Here is a 16,858-nt window from a genome sequence, read left to right as displayed (position 1 = left end):
TGCTGGTGGTTGTTTTGGGGTACTTGGTAGGCCAGGCATACCTATCTTATTTCGCTAGTTTGCTTCCGGCAGTGTGATGTTCACTTCTCAATGAGGCGCTTTTTTGCAAGCACCCCCAACCATCTCCATCTTTTTTGGACCACCAATCTTCATGGAAATCCAATTAAGAAGTTCGAGTGAATATCACTGTGGCTCAATCGAATTCGACTGAGCCACAGTGATATTCACTCCTGCGATTAAGCTTTCTGAGGATCTACTTCAAAAATTTTCGCTAGATCATCCATGACCAAATCTGCACCTTGCAGAGAAACAGAAGTCATCCAATTCTGGTCAGAAACTTCATGCACGTTTCCCTCTTTGACTGCTTCTAGGCGACCCCAGAGCGGATTTGCTTCAAATTTGGCTTTTTGCTCTTTCCCTCCAGAAAACGAGCTGACGAAGATGTGATCTGCGTCAGCTAGCCCAATCTGTTCTTCGCTGATTTCTTTGGTCAGCTCGCCTTTCTCCTGCTGAGCGTCGGGCCGTTTGAGCCCCATGTCAGACAGGATGATGCCACTGAAGGAGTCTGGTAGGTAGAGGCGGACAGGGCCATCGACAAACCGCACCACCGAAATGCTTGGGTCTTTACCTTTCTCTTTGATCGCTGATCCTAAGGATTGAGCCCTCTTCTCGTAGGCGTCTAGCTGTGTTTTCGCTGCTTTTTCTTCACCAAGCACCTGGCCGAGGAAGGTGATGTTCTGCTTCCAGATCGGCCCTGTGGTTTTTACGAAAACGGTAGGGGCGATGCTGCTCAGCCGGTCATATAGCGCGTCATGGCGCACGGTGGCCGAGACGATGAGATCTGGCTTCAAAGCCGCGATCTTCTCGAGGTTGGGGTTGTCGAGTGGCCCGACATCAACGGTGTCCTTCACAGCCTCTCCGAGGTAGGGGGGCCAGCCTTTTTGATCACGGTAGTTACCGATTCCACCAACGAGCGGAGATTTCAGCGTCACGACTGCCTCGGCCAGGCTGTTGTCGAGAGCAACCACGCGTTTTGGTTTGACTGCGATAGTGGTGCTGCCTTTGTCGTGCTTGATGGTGCGGGGGTAGCTCTCCCCATGGGTACCCGATGCCGTTGTGTTGGCAGATACTTCTGCGTTTCCGGGATTTTGAGCGCCACCGCACGCAGCGAGAGTAAGAACCAAAAATGAGGCGGCTATCGCTGAGGTAAGAGCGCGTGATCGAGTCGCAATGGACATGGGTGTCCTGTCCCCCCTGAGATGGATTTACGTTAACGACACTCGATTGATCCGAGGCAAGGCTTACCTTAGTGTTTGCATTGATGTCGTCAATCATGCCCACCACAAACGCAAAAGATATTCCGCCCCCCACGGTGCGCCCTCCTTTCCAGAGCCGACGCGTCGTCTTTCTTGCATCCCTGATCGTTGCTCTTTTTTTCATCGTGCTTGCGTCTTTAATGATTGGCACTAAGGACATTCCTTTACGAGATGTCCTTAGTGCGCTCACTGGCAGTTCTGAAGGTGATTCGGTCATTGTCAGCGGCCTGCGACTCCCCCGCACTTTCCTCGGCTTAGCGGCTGGAGCTGCTCTGGGGGCCGCGGGCGCTATCGCCCAAAACATCACTCGCAACCCATTGGGTGATCCTGGCCTCATCGGCATTTCGGCAGGAGCTGCTTTTTCCGTTGCGGCAGCTATCGGCATCCTTGGCTTAGCTTCTCCGTCCGCCTACGTGTGGTTCGCGTTTCTCGGTGGCGCCATTGCTGGCGTTCTTGCCTATGCCGTTGGGGGTACGGGGCAAGGCGGCGCCACTCCCGCCAAACTTGCGCTCGCTGGTGCTGCAGTAACTGTTCTCTCGGACTCTGCTACGCACACTCTCGTCCTTCTTGATGTACGCACCTTGGATCAATACCGCTCTTGGGCGGTCGGAGCGCTTGCTGGCCGCGGTCCGGATGTATGGAGTCAGGTGGCTCCCATTGTTGTAGTTGGCTTAGTACTCGCTTTTGCGCTTTCTGGTCCACTCAATGCTTTGGATTTGGGTGATGATCTTGCGGCGTCGCTGGGAACGAGGGTTGCTGCAACTCGGGCCTTAGGTGCTGTAGCGGTCATTCTGCTCACTGGCGCCTCGGTTGCGGCTATCGGTCCGGTGACTTTTGTTGGTCTTGTCGTCCCACATGTGGTCCGCGCGTATGCGTCGGCCGATCTTCGTTGGTCTATTCCGTGTTCGGCTCTGGGCGGGGCACTACTTCTTCTGGGGGCAGACGTTATAGGTCGTTTGGTGGCACGGCCCGGTGAGCTTGAGGCCGGGGTGGTTACTGCCTTGGTTGGCGCACCTTTCTTGGTCTTTCTGGTTAAGTCGGGGCGACTCAAGGAGCACACACGGTGAGGCACGGAATCACGCTGGGGCCTATTGGTTTTGAGTTCCGCCCTCGAGTGTTGGTTGTTGTCAGCATTCTTGTTCTCGGGTGTTTCTTAGCCGTTATCGGCTCGGTGATGCTTGGCACGGTACCCATCGTTTTTGGGACTGCTCTTCGTGAGTTGGTGGGTTTGCCCAGCGACGCTAGTGCAGGGTTGATTATTCGGGAACTGCGATTGCCTCGGGCGTTGGTTGCCATTTTCGCAGGAGCTGCGTTCGGGTTTGCGGGAGCCGTGTTCCAGACTGTGACGCGTAATCCTTTGGCAAGCCCTGACCTCATTGGTATCTCTGCAGGGGCAGGGGCAGGGGCAGTTGCAACCATTCTTTTTGGTGGTTTTACCTCCGCAGCTGCTGCTTCAGTGGGGGTGGTGCCATGGGGGGCGCTGGTAGGCGGGGTGATTGCTGCAGGTGTGATTCATCTGTGCGCTTCGCGCAGCGGCTCGGTAAGTGGCTACCGTTTCGTTTTGGTGGGGCTGGCAATGAGCGGGGCGTTGGCAGCGTTAACGCGGTGGATGCTGGCCCGGGCGGACATCACTGAGGCTTCACGCGCGATGGTTTGGTTGGTTGGCAGCCTTAATGGCCGTTCGGCTGTGCACGTGCTGTGGATTCTTTCAGCCTTGGTTGTGTGTGTTCCGTTGTTGTGTGCGTTGGCTCGTCCTTATCGGATGCTTTCGCATGATGAAGACACTGCTTGTTCTTTAGGTATGCCGCTTCATCGAGTTCGGGCTGTTTTGTTGCTTGCTGCAACGGTGTTGACTGCGATGGCGACTGCGGTGTGTGGCCCAGTCGGGTTTGTGGCGTTATGTGCACCTCAGATAGCTCGGCGTTTGACTGGAAGACCAGGCATTCCACTGCTGTCTAGTGGAATTCTCGGCGCGCTTTTATTGTCCTTGGCCGATCTATGTGGTCGGACTGTCGCTGCTCCGATTGAGCTTCCGGTGGGAATTGTTACGGGAGTCCTGGGAGCCCCGTATTTGTTATTGATGCTTGCGATGGCCAACCGGGCTGGTAGTGGAGGTTAAAAATGGTCATAGGCGTCCATCCGGAGTCCGGTGTTGCAGAAGATTCTGAAGTAGCGGTGGCGTTACGGGCTCATGGGTTGAGGCTGTCATATGGCGGCCCGGTTGTTTCTGAAGATCTTGAGGTGATCGTTCCCCCAGGGAAAATCACTGTGTTGGTGGGGCCTAACGCGTGTGGAAAGTCAACGCTTTTACGTGCTTTGGCGCGGCTGCTTCGCCCGGAGAAGGGTGCGGTGTTTCTCGGGGATGAGAACGTAACTCAGTTGAGTGCGCGCGATATGGCGTTGCGTTTGTCTTTACTTCCACAATCGCCGCAGGCTCCGGAGGGTATTACGGTTCGTGAGCTGGTTGGGCGTGGCCGCACTCCGCATCAACGCTGGTGGCGACAATGGTCTGCTGCTGATGAGCAAATGGTTGACGAAGCGTTGCATGCTACGGGCACAGAGGAGCTTGCTGACAGGTCTGTGGATGAGCTTTCAGGTGGTCAGCGTCAGCGGGTTTGGATCGCAATGACTTTGGCTCAGGACAGTCCAATCGTTCTTCTTGATGAGCCGACTACGTATCTGGATTTAGCGCACCAGGTTGATGTCCTGCGTTTGATTTCTCGTCTTAATCGTGAAAAAGGACGTACCATTGTAATGGTTCTGCATGAGCTGAATCAAGCTGCTCGTTATGCCGATCATCTCGTGGCTATGCGTCAAGGACGGATTATTGCTGCAGGTTCTGCAGCTGAGGTGATCACTCCCGATGTGGTGGAAGAGGTGTTTGGGTTGCCTGTGGTGGTGGTTCCTTCACCGGTTACAGGCACTCCTTTAGTGATCCCGTCTGAGCCGTCGTAAACCGTGTGAGCCCCCTCCAGATGGAGGGGGCTCACACGGTTTTAGTGGGGTGTGGTGGTTATTTCGCGGGGTAGAAGGCTTCGTTCATGCTGGTGACGGCCTCGAGGTTGCCCCAGGTTCCGGGGAGGAGTTCGGAGGCTGGCAGGGCGACGATGCGGTCGTTTTTGACGGCTTCGACGTTGGCGAAGTTTTTGGCGAGCCATTCGCGGGTGCGTTTTTCGTGGTCTTTTCCGGTGGAGGAGAAGACGATGACTTCGGGGTTTTTGTCGACGAGTGTTTCGCGGGAGATTTCTGCGGCAAAGAATTTGGCGAAGGCGGGGTCGTCGGGGTTGAAGACGTTGTCTCCTCCGGCTGCGGCGACCATGGAGTGTTCTACGCCGCCACCGATGGCGGAGATGGTGTCGCCTTCGATGAATAGTTGGGCGACTTTGGGTTTGGTTTGGTCTTTGGCGCGTTCTGTGGCGGCGGTGAGGATGCCTTGGGCTTTGTTGTGGAGGTCTTGGGCTTCTTTGTCTTTGCCGAGGATTTTGCCGAGGGCGTCGATGTCGGTGAGCAGGTCAGCGACGTCGGCTTTGCCGCGGCGGTCGAGGCATCCGGCTGCGGCGATGTAGACCTCGGCGCCTGCTTGGCGGAGTTGGTCTTCGGTGGCGTAGCCCTTTTCGGCGGTGAATTCGTAGGTGGTGGGTGAGAGAACGAGTTGTGGCTGGGTGCCTAGTAGTTGTTCTTTGGTGGGTGGGGCGCTGTCGGACAGGACTGTGGGTTTGTGTCCGTTGGCGGTGAGGCTGGTTGGGATGGGGGCGCCGTTGGTTTGGGCGATGGCGGTGACGCGCTCGGCTGCGCCGAGGCGGGCGATGAGGTCGCCTTGGCCTGGGTTGAGGGCGACGATGCGTTCTGGGTTTGCGGGGTAGGTGCGTGCTTTACCGCAGTTGGTGATTTGGGCGGCGTTGCCGTTGCCGTTGCTGGCGGAAGAGTTGCTGACTCCTTGGCCGCAGGCGGTGAGGGTGAGTGAGCCGATGAGGGCTGCCGCTGCGGTGGCGGCGAGGGCACGGTTTTTCATGTGTGGTTCCTGTCTGTGTTGTGGGGGGATGGTTGGGTGACGCGGCGACGGAATGAGAGGACGGTGCCGCCTCGGGGGTCTGTGAGGGCTACTGATTCGATGCCGAGCACGTGGTCGATGAGCTCGGTGGTGAGTGTGGTTTCGGTGGGGCCTTCGGCTAGGACGGTGCCGTTGTGGATGACGACGGCGCGTTGGGTGTAGGTCAGGGCGAGGTTGACGTCGTGGAGGGCGGCCAGAACGGTGGCTCCGCGGCTGGTGACGATGTGGAGTAGGTCGTGTTGGAAGCCGAGGTCGGCGTGGTTGGTGGGTTCGTCGAGGAGGAGGACGGGGGTTTGTTGGGTGAGTGCGCGGGCCAGGAGGATGCGTTGTTTTTCGCCTCCGGATAGGGCGGCGAAGGTGCGGTTGGCCAGGTGGGGTGCGCCGACGTCGCGTAGGGCGGTGTGGGCGATTTCGAGGTCTTGTGGTGAGTCTGCACCGAATCCGCGTTGGTGGGGTACGCGGCCTAGGAGGACGACTTCGATTCCGGTGAGGGGGAAGTCGGTGCCGGTTTCTTGGGTCATGACGGCGATGCGTCGGGCAGCTTCGATGGAGGTGAGGCTGTGGATGTTGTCGCCGTTGACGGTGATGTGGCCGCTGGTGGGGTGGTGTACGCGGTAGGCGGTGCGTAGGAGGGTGGATTTTCCGGAGCCGTTGGCGCCTAGGAGGGCGACGGTGGTGCCGGTGGGGACGGTGAAGGTGGCGTTGTTGACGATGGTGTGGCCGCCGAGGTCGACGCGTAGGTCGTGGAATGTGAGGTCCATGGTTTCAGATGTCTTTGTGTCGCATGAGCCAGAGGAAGAAGGGTGCGCCGGTGACGGCGGTGAGGATTCCGATGGGGATTTCGATGGGTTGGAACAGGGTGCGTGCTGCGAGGTCGCAGAGGGTGAGGAAGGTGGCTCCTAGGAGGGTGGCGATGGGGATGACGCGGCGGTGGTCGGCGCCGATGAGCATGCGGGTGGTGTGGGGGATGATGAGCCCGACGAAGCCGATTCCGCCGGCGACGGCGACGGTGGCGCCGGTGAGGAGGGCGGTGATGGCTAGGAGGAGGCGGCGTAGGTGGGGGACGTTGACGCCTAGTGCTGTGGCTGTTTCGTCGCCGGTGGTGAGGGCGTTCATGGCGCGGGTTCGGGTGCCGACGACGATCAGGGCGATGGCTAGTACTGCTGCGGTGGCGGGCAGGGTTTGCCAGCTGGCTGCGGAGACTGATCCGAGGAGGAAGTGCAGGATGCTGTAGATGTTTTGGGCGTCGGTGGTGGTGATGAGGAAGTTGGTGAGGGCTGAGAGTAGTGAGCCGAGGGCGACGCCGGCGAGGATGAGGCGGGCGGGGGCGATGATGCCGCGTTTTTGGGCGAGGTAGTACAGGACTGCGATGGTCAGGGCGGCGCTGGCGAAGGCGGCGGTGTTGAGGGCTAGGCCGGTGATGGCGGTGCTGCCGGTGACGATGGCTAGGACTGCGCCTAGGCCTGCGCCGGAGGAGATGCCCAGGATGTAGGGCTCGGCGAGGGGGTTGCGGACGGTGACTTGGAGGATGACGCCGGCCAGGGCTAGGGATGCGCCGGTGAGGGCAGCGAGGAGGGTGCGGGGTAGCCGAAAGGTCCAGACGACTTGGTCTTGGGCGGGGGTGATGCTTCCGTCGCTCATCCAGGGCATGTTGGGGACGAGGTGTCCGATGACGATGCGGGCGGCGTCCAGGGGTGGGACGGCGAGGGGCCCGTTTGCGGTGGAGACGAGGATGGCGGTGATGAGGATGGCGGTGAGGACTAGGCACCACGGTAGGGTGTGGTGTCGAGTGGTGGGTGGCACTGGGTTCCTTCCGGGTGTCCTGGTCCCTCCTGGCAGAGACTTCGATAATCATTATCATTAACAGATTGGGTGGGGCCACTTTTTTGACGCTTCACGCGACTATTTCGCGAGGCGCTGACCACCCTGTGGATACCCGATGTGCTTTCTGCGGGTGAAAAGTTGTACGGTACGTGTGGAACTTCCACTTTGTGGCGTTCTGAAGCGTCGTCTTACACTGTTCACGCAGCGCAAGGCTTCAAGCGCTTCGGGCCTCTAGCTCAGTTGGCAGAGCATCGGACTTTTAATCCGCTGGTCGTCGGTTCGAGCCCGACGGGGCCCACAACAAACCTCCAGGTCAGACTTCGTCTCGACCTGGAGGTTTTTTGGTTTTCTAATCAGATAATGCGCTCAAAGCCCTGAGATCGATGGCTATGCCCCGCCACCCGTTGCCGGGCGGGCGCGCAACTTACTCACGCATCATTGACATGCTTGCAGGGCCCGGATGGCATCTGTGATCGTGGCACCGGGGTGTTCAGCTCGGTAGCTCTTAATGTCAGCGGCGTCGGGAATCTCCCCAGATATACCCGCGGGGTTACCCACTGTTTCTTTTTCTGACCACGACATGAGGCCAACGAGGAAAAACATTATTCCCATCAGCTGCTCTTGCGTTCCGAACCACACATACAAGCCCACGGTCAAAAAAATCCACGGTACTGAAGCTCGCACCCAAGGAACATATTTACTCATCACGTAAAACCTTTTCTTATAAAGAAGAACCAGTCACAATTTTCCTTCAGCAAAAGGATCAGGATGGCGAGCGGCGCCACTGAATCACCCGAAAACTTCCTCGTAACTACAGGTTTCTTGCACCTCAACCCCGCACCGTCTCTGGGCGTGCCATACCGCAGCGACAGATCTTCTCACCACTACGATACGAACATATTGACAACACCAGGCCGCAGGAGAGAAGTGAAATCACCTTGCGGCTACACAGTCGGCATCGAAGTACTCCCCGGGCTTTTGCTCTTCATCCGGCTCCTGCAGCGAACCACCGCAGTTGATGCACGCATCACGCACTGCAGCAAAGCAATACCGCAGCTTGCTATGCACACCGTTGTGCCCGCGCGAATCGCTCAGCGTCTCTGTAGATACCGATGCTTCAAGGTTGTTCACCTTCGAGCGACTCCGACATGTGAGAGGAAGCTCCATGACCACCACCGTCCCCGGGCCTGAAATCCGCCCCGTCGTCGGCACTTTGCACGCCCTGGATCCCGAACGACCAATTCAAGTGAGCATGGAGCTGGCCAAAAAGTATGGGGAAATATTCCGCCACCAGTTTCCCGGAAGACCAGCGGTGTATTTTGTTTCCTCACTTAAACTCGCCGATGAACTTTGCGATGAGTCCCGTTTCGATAAACGTGTACATGGCTCACTAGAAAATATTCGCTCTTTCGCCGGAGATGGCCTTTTCACTGCATATACCGGAGAAGAAAACTGGGGCAGAGCTCACCGAATCCTCATGCCCGCTTTCTCACCTTTAGCGCTACGCGGAATGTTTGACGGCATGAGCGACATCGCTGAACAACTCATGCTGAAATGGGAGAGGCTCGGCCCGGACGCCGATATCGACGTTGTTAACGATTTCATCAGGCTGACCCTAGACACGATCGCCTTGTGCTCATTTAGCTACCGGTTTAACTCTTTCTACTCCGATTCCTTGCACCCCTTCGTGAACGCGATGGTGGAAGCACTCAACGAATCCGGGCAGCAGAACCGCCGCATTCCTCTGCAGAACCGCCTCATGGTGGTTCACCAGCGCCGATACGCCGAAAACATCCGCGTCATGAAAGAAATCGCTGGCAAGCTCATCACTCAACGGCAGGCCACTCCCCTACCCAACGGCAACAGCGACATCCTCGACACCATGCTCAAAGCCCGCGATCCACAAACAGGTGAAGGGCTCTCTGACGAGAACGTCCGCTACCAAATGGTGACGTTCCTGATCGCTGGCCACGAAACCACCTCCGGGCTACTCAGCTTCACTGTGTACGAGTTGCTGCGTAACCCGCAGGTGATGGCCACTGCACGCGAACTAGTCGATACCGTGCTGCAGGGAAGATTCCCCACATATGAAGACCTCAGCCAGCTGGGCTACCTGGACCAAATCCTGCGCGAAACACTGCGCCTATGGCCCACCGCACCCGCCTTTGCCCTCCACCCGTACGAAACCACTCTGCTGGGAGGCAAGTTCCAGATACATCCCGAGGAGACAGCGATGGTTCTCACCCCGTCGCTGCACCGTGACCCCGCAGTGTGGGAAGACCCCGAACGGTTCGACCCAGACAGGTTCTCCTACGAACGCGCCAAAGATATCCCCGCCAATGCGTGGAAACCTTTCGGCAACGGACAACGCTCCTGCCTGGGCCGTGCTTTCGCCCTCCAAGAGGCACAGCTCGTTCTTGCTCTTCTTCTGCAGCGGTTCGAGATCGACTGGTCTGACCCCACCTACACACTAAAAATTAAAGAAACACTCACTCTCAAACCTGATGGCCTGTTCGTGCGGCTGCGTCGCCGCGAAGGTGTCGGCGCAGCTCGCAGCACCAACGCAGCAAAAAACACTGCCGAAACCGCGCCCGAAACTGCCGCTGAGGCACATGGCACCCCCGTGCAGATCCTTTTCGGCTCCAACGCCGGCACCTGCGAGGCCTTCGCGAACACCATCGCTGGAAAAGCGAAAACCCTGGGCTACTCCCCCACTGTTCAGTCTCTCGATGAGGGCATCGATAATCTCTGCCGCGACGGCGCAACCCTCATCGTCACCGCCTCCTACGAAGGACAACCACCAGACAATGCCCGCCGTTTTGTGAACTGGCTAGGCGAGCAAGCCCCGGATTCTCTGCGTGGAGTGCGTTTCGCTGTGTTCGGTTGCGGTAACACTGACTGGGCTCGCACCTATCAACGCATCCCTACTGTTATTGACCAAGGCTTGCAGGCAGCTGGCGCGCAACGGCTACTCGAACGCGGTGAAGCTAACGTCAAGGGTGACTTCTTCGGTGACTTCGAAACCTGGCAGGAGTCGCTGTGGCCCGCTATCGGTCACGAGCTAGGAGTTGCCACCCCCGCACCAGACACCGTCAACGCGGGAGTACATGTCGAAGTTTTGGGTGAGGGACGTAGCCCCATCCTCGCTTCTTCGGAGCTGGGTTTTGGCACAGTCGTCGCCAACCGAGAACTTGTCGACACCTCCCAGCCCGGTGGCCGCAGTAAACGCCATCTAGAGATCGCGCTACCTGCCGGGGTGGAGTACCACACTGGCGACTACCTGGTTGTTTTGCCATTGAACCCTGCTCCGGTGGTAGATCGTGTTCTCAACCGGTTCGACCTTGCCTATGACACCCGGCTACTTATCGAATCAAGCGAAGAAATCTCCACCAAGCTTCCCTTGGGCGAACCTATTTCGGCAGGTGAACTATTCGCTGAATACGTGGAGCTATCCCGTCCCGCTAGCAGACGCCACATCACCCAGTTGGCTGATGCGTGCTCTTGCCCACCGGAAAAGAAAGAACTGCTTTTCCTGGCTGAAGAAGAAAACTATGAGCAGGAAATCCTGGAGAAACGTCGATCCGTGCTGGATTTGTTGGAGGAGTTCCGTTCGGTTTCTCTTTCTCTATCGAGTTTCTTGAGCATGCTCACTCCGTTGAGCACCCGGCAGTACTCAATTAGTTCTTCACCTTTGTGGAGCAGTGACCATGTCACTTTGACTGTCGCACACCTGTCCGAACCTGCTCGTTCCGGGCGTGGACAGCACCACGGGGTGGCTTCTTCGTATCTGGCTGGCACCCGCCCTGGTGCCAGAATCCCGGTGAGTGTGCGTAGCAGCAGCATGGCAAATAACCTCCCCCAGGATGTGAGAACTCCTGTGATCATGGCGTGCACCGGAACAGGCATCGCGCCGTTTCGCGGGTTCGTGCAGCAACGCGCATTGCAAGCCCAAGAAGAAGGAGTCACACCTGCTGCGGCATTGCTCTTTTTCGGCTGCCACAGCCCTCACACCGACTTGCTGTATGCCGAGGAATTCGCGGCCTGGGAGCAAGAAGGAATTGTTGATGTCCGGCCGGCTTTCTCACGCACTCCCGAAGAAGGCCCTGAAGGACCTATGCGGTACGTGCAAGATCGCATGTGGGCCGACCGCAACGACATTATCGACCTGGTCAACGACGGTGCGAGCCTGTTTGTGTGTGGAGACGGTGAACGTATGGCGCCAGCGGTTCGTCAGGTGTGCGCACGTATTTGCGCCGAGGCGAAAAACATCTCCATCGATGAGGCACAGGAATGGCTAACTTCAATGGAGCAGGAACACGAGCGATATGTTTCTGATGTCTTCGCCTAACCCAGATATTTTCGGGGCATATCAAACACACAAGCAGTTTTAAACCTGTTGTGAATGTGGAGGCCCCTGGTGGAAGAAGAAATTGGTATCGCGCAGCGACAAGCCAAAGTTGCCGAGCTGATCAGAAACACACGCGTGGCGATGATGACAATGGTCGATAAAAGCGGCGGCCTTGTCTCCATCCCCATGGCAACCCAAGAAGCCGAAGTGAACGGGACTTTCTGGTTCATCACCGAGAAAAATTCAGCGAAAGTGCGCCACTTGTCCACGAACCCGCGAGTGAACCTGGCATTCGCGGGCTCTGGCTCTTGGGTTTCTGTCTCTGGCACCGCACGCATCTTGAACGATCCAGAAAAGTTGAAAGAACTGTGGGGCACCTTCACAGACGCGTGGCTCAAAGGCGGGCCAGAAAACCCAGACAACGTGTTGTTGCGTGTCGATGCCGAGACAGCTGAGTACTGGGATTCCTCCGGAAGCGGAATGATTGTGCAACTGGCCAACCTCGTGAAGTCGGCAGTCACCGGCGAGCGCATGGAAGGCGAAAACGAGGTGGTGCGTTTCTCCGCGAAGGAAGAAACGCACCACAACTCGAATTCTTAACAGGTCGGCGGCACACAGAACACGGCACCAAGCACACGTGACCTGATCGCCGTCTACAGCCGGAAACGCGAAACCAACGTGTTGAGAGTGGTTGCCTCATCAGCGAGTTCACGGGCTGAATCAGCCGCGGTGAGCGCCACTGTCGATGATTGACCGGCACGATCCACCAGCGCAGCCAACTCACGAGAAATACCTGTGGTGTCGTTAGCGGTGCGGTGAATGTTGGCGCCCATCTCATTGGTGGTCGCGGTCTGTTCTTCCACTGCCGAAGCGATAGTGGACTGCGTGTCATCGATCTGGCGAATGATCATGCTGATCTGCTCAATAGCAGCCACAGCCGCGGCAGTGTCTTCTTGGATCTCGGTGATGCGTCGGCTGATGTCCTGCGTCGCGGTGGAAGTTTCCCGCGCGAGATCTTTCACCTCACCAGCCACCACAGCGAACCCTCTACCTGCTTCTCCGGCGCGCGCAGATTCGATCGTGGCGTTCAGCGCGAGCTGGTTGGTTTGGTTGGCGATGGTCCCAATGGATTTGATCACCGAGTCGATCTGGATGGAACTTTCACCGAGTTTGGCGATGGTGCGGTTGGTCATCTCGGTAGCGGCAACGGCACGACCGGCAACACCTGCGGCCGCTTCAGCGTTCTTGGCGATCTCTCGAATGGAAGCTGTCATTTCTTCGGCACCGGCGGCGACGGCCTGGACCTGATCGCTAACTCCTGCGGTTCCTTGAGAGACTCGCTGCATTCCCTCAGCAACAGCGGTTGAGGTTTCCCCGAACTCTTCTGCAATTTGAGCTAGTCGGCTCGATGATCCAGAGACGGCAGTGGAAGCAACCGTTACTTCAGAGATCACTTCACGCATCGATAGGCGGGCGTCCTCGATAGCTAGGGCCATCCGCCCCAGTTCGTCTTGCGAGGTCGGCACCGAGGGGACGGTGAGGTCACCGCGGCTGAGAGCACTCACGCTTTCAAGTACGGCGCTGATGTTTCCGAAAATGCGGCGGGACACTCGATACACGGTGAATGCCAGAAGCGCGATTGCCAGCACTAGAACGACCGCGAAAATCCAGCTCATCGTGGTGGCGACTTTAGCTACGTCTTTTTGTTTTTCTGCTGAGCGGGCGCGCACCGATGTGAAGAGGGCTTTGCCGTTGTTGTCGATGATGTCGTAGGCGTGTGCAGCGGTACCGGGGGTTTCTGAATCGTCGATGATTTCGTCAGCTTTATCGAGGTTTGCTGGTGTTTTGGTTCGGTACAGAGCCACTGCACGCGCATCCGCGTCGAAGAATTGTTTCCACGCTGCGGTCATGGCGTCCCAATGAGCACGTTCTTGTGTGCTGAGTTGATCGACAGGGAACGCGGCGAGTTGTTTTTTCAGATCTTCGGTCGCGGCAAGGTATGAGCCACGGTTGGTGTCTTCCCCACCAGCGACAGCCTCGGCTGGATCTTTTCGACGCGTGTCCCAGACATAAAAAGCCTGCCAGCCGCTGACGTCTGCGTTGGCGTAACGGATGGCTTCGACTTTGCGGTTGACATCCCGCAGAGCTTCGATCTCATCGGAAAGGGAACGCTGTTGCCCCACAGCGATGAGTGCGCTGATGCCAAGAAGAATCATCCCGATGATGCCCACTGCCCCGATCACACCGATCTGCGCCTTAATGCCCGTCCACCGGGATTTTGCTTTTGTCTGCTCGCGCATGCGCCATCTCCATCTTTCGCAGCCGGTCGATCTTCCGGGCATGAAAGATCTGGGGGCAGGGTCGTGGATCTCATCGGCGATGACAGCCGTGGTGTGAGTGTCCTTCTGCTGATGCTCTCTTGGCAGTTCTGACATCTCAGAAACTTTTCTGAAACACCGATATGAAGAAGACCTGCATCACCACACATTGGTGCTCACTTTTCGAGAGGACTCTCCCTGTCATGTCGCTTCCTGCCAGCACCGTGGATCAGGCCAGAGAAGGCCGCACTCCTCCATGGCTCGCGAATCTTCCTCTTTCCCGCAAGTTCATGGCCATTGTGGCGGTGATGTCACTGGTCGCGATCGTGATTACGGGCGTGAATGTGTACGCAGGTCAGCAGACAGTGCAGCGAACTGAAAGTGTTCGGGATTTGCAGGAAATCCGTGACCCGCTCAACCTGCTGCGCCGCAAACAACTGTTTATCCGTGGTCTGTTGTCGAGCATTTCGGCTGCTCGCTCCGCAGAAGAAACCCAAACTCTGCAGAAGAAGTACACGACCAATGACGCCGACGTGAAGAAAATCATTGCGGATCTGTCGAACAATCCTTCTGTCGCGGAGGTCATGCCTACGTGGAGCGAGTTCACGAAACGCTACGACACGTGGCTGGCACACCGTGACTCTGTCGTCTACCCGGCAGCTTTAAAGAACGACCCGAAAACATACGAGTCGACGGAAATTCCTGGCCGTAGTCGTGAACTGCTGCAATCATCCGATGACGCACTAGATAAAGCCGCTAAAGAACTCGAAGCTACTGCAGCGCAGTACTCAGATGAGGCCTCCTCTACACAGCGCGCAGCGCTCGTGGAAAGTTTGCTGGTGCTCCTGCTCGGTCTAGCGCTGTCGTTGTTCGTGGCATGGGCGATCATCCGGGCAGTGAAGCGGCCAGTGGAGCAGGTCAAGTCCGCGCTAGAGACCATGGCTGCCGGTGACCTGACACGGCAGGTGCAAGCCACATCCACTGACGAGATCGGTCGCATGGCTTCAGCGCTGAACGAAGCCCAGTCGCACCTGCGTGATCTGATTCAACGTGCCACCGAAGTGGCATCGAACCTGGCTGACTCCAGCGGCCGCATGACTGCCACGGCAGACACTCTCCGTACCTCTTCTTCTGGTGCAGCAACCCAGCTCACAAACGTCACTTCAGACACCAACCTGGTTTCGGACAACATCCAAACCGTGGCTGCAGGGACAGAAGAAATGACCGTGAGCATCCGTGAAATCGCGAAGAACGCGAATGCTGCTGCCGAAGTGGCTGCTTCTGCGGTGCGGGTCGCTGACCGTACGAACGAAACTGTTGGAAAGCTAGGCGAATCGAGCCACGAGATTGGTGAGGTGATTAAGTCGATCACCAGCATCGCTGAGCAGACCAACCTGCTGGCGTTGAACGCCACGATCGAGGCAGCCCGTGCCGGTGAGGCTGGTAAAGGCTTCGCGGTTGTTGCTAACGAGGTCAAGGATCTGGCCCAGGAAACCTCCAAGGCCACCGAGGACATCGGCCGCCGTGTCGAGGCCATCCAGGTGGACACCGAGGCCGCTGTGACCGCTATCGCAGAGATTTCTTCGATCATCGCCCAGATCAACGACACCCAGGCCACGATCGCTTCGGCCGTGGAAGAGCAAACCGCCACCACGAACGAAATGGGCCGCAACGTTTCTGACGCGGCACAGTCGGCAGCGGGCATTGCCGGGAGCGTGGAGACTGTCTCTCGTTCGGCACAGGAGTCCAACGACATCGCCTCCACCATCGCTGATGAATCTCACCAGCTCTCTTCTCAAGCTGATGAACTACGTCGATTGGTGCAGACCTTCCACGTGTAATACCACGACGCAAAGAAGGGGGGTCCGGCGCGCTACTTGCCCGCCGGCCCCCCCTTCTTTGCGTCAGCAGCGGCGATCCGAGATCGATACGCCGGACCTGCCCTGGCTGTTAGTGCGCTGTGCGGCCTCGACTGGGAAACTGTTGTGGCCACGCCAACCGCACATGTTTACCTGGGCTGCTTTGACAGATACGGCGAGAGCAGTCAGCCATCCCCAGCCCTGCCGCCACTAAACCTGCCAAACCCCACATCGGAGCAAGATCTGCAGGGATCCCATCCGTACCGAACACGGCCATAAGCGCGATAGCTAAGAAAAGAGCAGCCGCGCCGAGGATCGTAGCGATCTCGGTGAAAAAACGGGTGAGCACAGAGCTATAGGAACGACCACCGCGGCTGAGTTTCCTGCCGTGATGGATGAACATGCGAGAGGCGATAATCCCCCACGCGGCAAGAGTGACCAGCCCAGTAATGCCCACTGCAGCCAGCATCGGCACCGAATACGTCCCAGAACTGACGCGCAGAGTAAGCGGCGCGGCGCGGCGCTGCCGGTTGGGGTAGGTGCGTGCAAACGCGGTGGCAGCGTAGGACCCATCGAGGATGAGCGGTTGCGGAGAAGACGTGAAAAGTCCGCGGTCGAAGACAAGAGCAGAGTTGCGCTGTTGGGATTCTGGGGTGCGCCCTAGCCTGCCGATGACAGGGTAGGTATTTCCCTGGTAGGTGACTGTCTCACGGCCAGCGTGGTCAACAGTGGTGGCGACGTGACTGCCGACAAGAGCAACACCGCTCTCATCGGGGCGAGGCAACCGCCCCATATAGGTGGAGATAGGCAGCTGGGCGGCATCGGTGGTGGCAACAGCTTGGGCGGTGGTGATGTCGCGTTCGCCAGGCAGTGGCGCGAAGACTGAAAGGTCGTCTTCGGGGGTGGCTCTGGCTAAGAGCTCAGCGGCGACACCGTGCGCTTCAAACGCGGTAAGGGTATGGAGTTTGTTGCCCTCAGCGAAGGTGAGGGTGTGGTGTTCCTTGAATAGGAGAGTGCCGGTAACGAGAGCCAACGCGATAACTGCGATCACTCCCAGGACAAGTCGTTTGTGCCAAGTCATGGGCGCCTCGCCTTTGCTGCTAGGCCGCTGTGGTCAAGTGGGTTCCGCGCCAGCGTAGTGC

12 protein-coding genes and 1 tRNA gene are annotated in these 16,858 nt (G+C 57.8%); 7 read left to right on the top strand and 6 right to left on the bottom strand.

The annotated features are described in order from the left end of the window. Nucleotides 1-236 precede the first annotated feature (236 nt). On the bottom strand, nucleotides 237-1,238 hold the full coding sequence (locus tag CKV89_RS03985) for an ABC transporter substrate-binding protein (RefSeq protein WP_028327823.1): 1,002 nt from the start codon (nucleotides 1,236-1,238) through the stop codon (nucleotides 237-239). Nucleotides 1,239-1,321: 83 nt separating this feature from the next. On the opposite strand from CKV89_RS03985, the gene CKV89_RS03980 reads away from it, so the two are divergent. The 3 genes from CKV89_RS03980 to CKV89_RS03970 are packed head-to-tail and all read left to right on the top strand — an operon-like array spanning nucleotide 1,322 to nucleotide 4,271. Continuing rightward, entirely contained in the window at nucleotides 1,322-2,383 is a 1,062-nt protein-coding gene (locus CKV89_RS03980) for a FecCD family ABC transporter permease (RefSeq protein ID WP_095068576.1), read from the top strand. Next, the gene (locus tag CKV89_RS03975) at nucleotides 2,380-3,435 is read left to right on the top strand and encodes a FecCD family ABC transporter permease (protein WP_051277729.1); all 1,056 of its coding nucleotides are present in this window, start codon (nucleotides 2,380-2,382) and stop codon (nucleotides 3,433-3,435) included. The genes CKV89_RS03980 and CKV89_RS03975 overlap by 4 nt, the downstream gene beginning before the upstream one ends. 2 nt (nucleotides 3,436-3,437) lie before the next feature. Then, complete coding sequence (locus CKV89_RS03970) at nucleotides 3,438-4,271, top strand: ABC transporter ATP-binding protein (protein WP_051277728.1); 834 nt, start codon at nucleotides 3,438-3,440, stop codon at nucleotides 4,269-4,271. Nucleotides 4,272-4,329: 58 nt separating this feature from the next. Here the strand turns inward: CKV89_RS03970 and CKV89_RS03965 are convergent, their stop codons facing one another. From CKV89_RS03965 to CKV89_RS03955, 3 genes are read right to left on the bottom strand one after another with little or no spacing between them, the layout of a single operon-like run. Continuing rightward, entirely contained in the window at nucleotides 4,330-5,328 is a 999-nt protein-coding gene (locus CKV89_RS03965) for an ABC transporter substrate-binding protein (RefSeq protein ID WP_034401603.1), read from the bottom strand. Continuing rightward, entirely contained in the window at nucleotides 5,325-6,128 is an 804-nt protein-coding gene (locus tag CKV89_RS03960) for an ABC transporter ATP-binding protein (RefSeq protein WP_028327818.1), read from the bottom strand. The genes CKV89_RS03965 and CKV89_RS03960 overlap by 4 nt, the downstream gene beginning before the upstream one ends. A 4-nt stretch (nucleotides 6,129-6,132) precedes the next feature. Continuing rightward, nucleotides 6,133-7,170: a FecCD family ABC transporter permease gene (locus CKV89_RS03955; protein WP_051277727.1), complete on the bottom strand. Its 1,038-nt coding sequence runs from the start codon at nucleotides 7,168-7,170 to the stop codon at nucleotides 6,133-6,135. A gap of 246 nt (nucleotides 7,171-7,416) precedes the next feature. Here CKV89_RS03955 and CKV89_RS03950 point away from each other — a divergent pair. From CKV89_RS03950 to CKV89_RS03935, 3 genes are all read left to right on the top strand, one after another. Next, nucleotides 7,417-7,489, top strand: a tRNA-Lys gene (locus CKV89_RS03950). Between the two features lie 867 nt (nucleotides 7,490-8,356). Further along, nucleotides 8,357-11,539 carry a bifunctional cytochrome P450/NADPH--P450 reductase gene (locus CKV89_RS03940; RefSeq protein ID WP_028327815.1) on the top strand — a complete coding sequence of 1,061 codons (3,183 nt, stop codon included), beginning with the start codon at nucleotides 8,357-8,359 and terminating at the stop codon, nucleotides 11,537-11,539. A 69-nt stretch (nucleotides 11,540-11,608) separates the two neighbouring features. Beyond that, complete coding sequence (locus CKV89_RS03935) at nucleotides 11,609-12,139, top strand: pyridoxamine 5'-phosphate oxidase family protein (RefSeq protein WP_231935442.1); 531 nt, start codon at nucleotides 11,609-11,611, stop codon at nucleotides 12,137-12,139. Between the two features lie 53 nt (nucleotides 12,140-12,192). Here the strand turns inward: CKV89_RS03935 and CKV89_RS03930 are convergent, their stop codons facing one another. Then, complete coding sequence (locus tag CKV89_RS03930) at nucleotides 12,193-13,839, bottom strand: methyl-accepting chemotaxis protein (protein ID WP_161626198.1); 1,647 nt, start codon at nucleotides 13,837-13,839, stop codon at nucleotides 12,193-12,195. Nucleotides 13,840-14,060: 221 nt separating this feature from the next. Between CKV89_RS03930 and CKV89_RS03925 the strand changes: the two genes are divergently transcribed. Then, nucleotides 14,061-15,698 carry a HAMP domain-containing methyl-accepting chemotaxis protein gene (locus CKV89_RS03925; RefSeq protein ID WP_095068460.1) on the top strand — a complete coding sequence of 546 codons (1,638 nt, stop codon included), beginning with the start codon at nucleotides 14,061-14,063 and terminating at the stop codon, nucleotides 15,696-15,698. Between the two features lie 109 nt (nucleotides 15,699-15,807). Here the strand turns inward: CKV89_RS03925 and CKV89_RS03920 are convergent, their stop codons facing one another. Then, on the bottom strand, nucleotides 15,808-16,797 hold the full coding sequence (locus tag CKV89_RS03920; protein ID WP_028327795.1) for a hypothetical protein: 990 nt from the start codon (nucleotides 16,795-16,797) through the stop codon (nucleotides 15,808-15,810). Nucleotides 16,798-16,858 lie beyond the last annotated feature (61 nt).

This window comes from Dermatophilus congolensis, from assembly GCF_900187045.1.
Taxonomy (GTDB): domain Bacteria; phylum Actinomycetota; class Actinomycetes; order Actinomycetales; family Dermatophilaceae; genus Dermatophilus; species Dermatophilus congolensis.
Note: the sequence above shows the minus strand (reverse complement) of the source record. Positions and strands in the feature narration are given on the sequence as shown.

What these genes read in the sequence shown, in the direction of transcription:
- CKV89_RS03985 (WP_028327823.1), bottom strand. Translation starts at nt 1,238, where the DNA reads ATGTCCATTGCGACTCGATCACGCGCTCTTACCTCAGCGATAGCCGCC.
- CKV89_RS03980 (WP_095068576.1), top strand. Translation starts at nt 1,322, where the DNA reads ATGTCGTCAATCATGCCCACCACAAACGCAAAAGATATTCCGCCCCCC.
- CKV89_RS03970 (WP_051277728.1), top strand. Translation starts at nt 3,438, where the DNA reads ATGGTCATAGGCGTCCATCCGGAGTCCGGTGTTGCAGAAGATTCTGAA.
- CKV89_RS03965 (WP_034401603.1), bottom strand. Translation starts at nt 5,328, where the DNA reads ATGAAAAACCGTGCCCTCGCCGCCACCGCAGCGGCAGCCCTCATCGGC.
- CKV89_RS03960 (WP_028327818.1), bottom strand. Translation starts at nt 6,128, where the DNA reads ATGGACCTCACATTCCACGACCTACGCGTCGACCTCGGCGGCCACACC.
- CKV89_RS03940 (WP_028327815.1), top strand. Translation starts at nt 8,357, where the DNA reads ATGACCACCACCGTCCCCGGGCCTGAAATCCGCCCCGTCGTCGGCACT.
- CKV89_RS03930 (WP_161626198.1), bottom strand. Translation starts at nt 13,839, where the DNA reads ATGCGCGAGCAGACAAAAGCAAAATCCCGGTGGACGGGCATTAAGGCG.
- CKV89_RS03925 (WP_095068460.1), top strand. Translation starts at nt 14,061, where the DNA reads ATGTCGCTTCCTGCCAGCACCGTGGATCAGGCCAGAGAAGGCCGCACT.
- CKV89_RS03920 (WP_028327795.1), bottom strand. Translation starts at nt 16,797, where the DNA reads ATGACTTGGCACAAACGACTTGTCCTGGGAGTGATCGCAGTTATCGCG.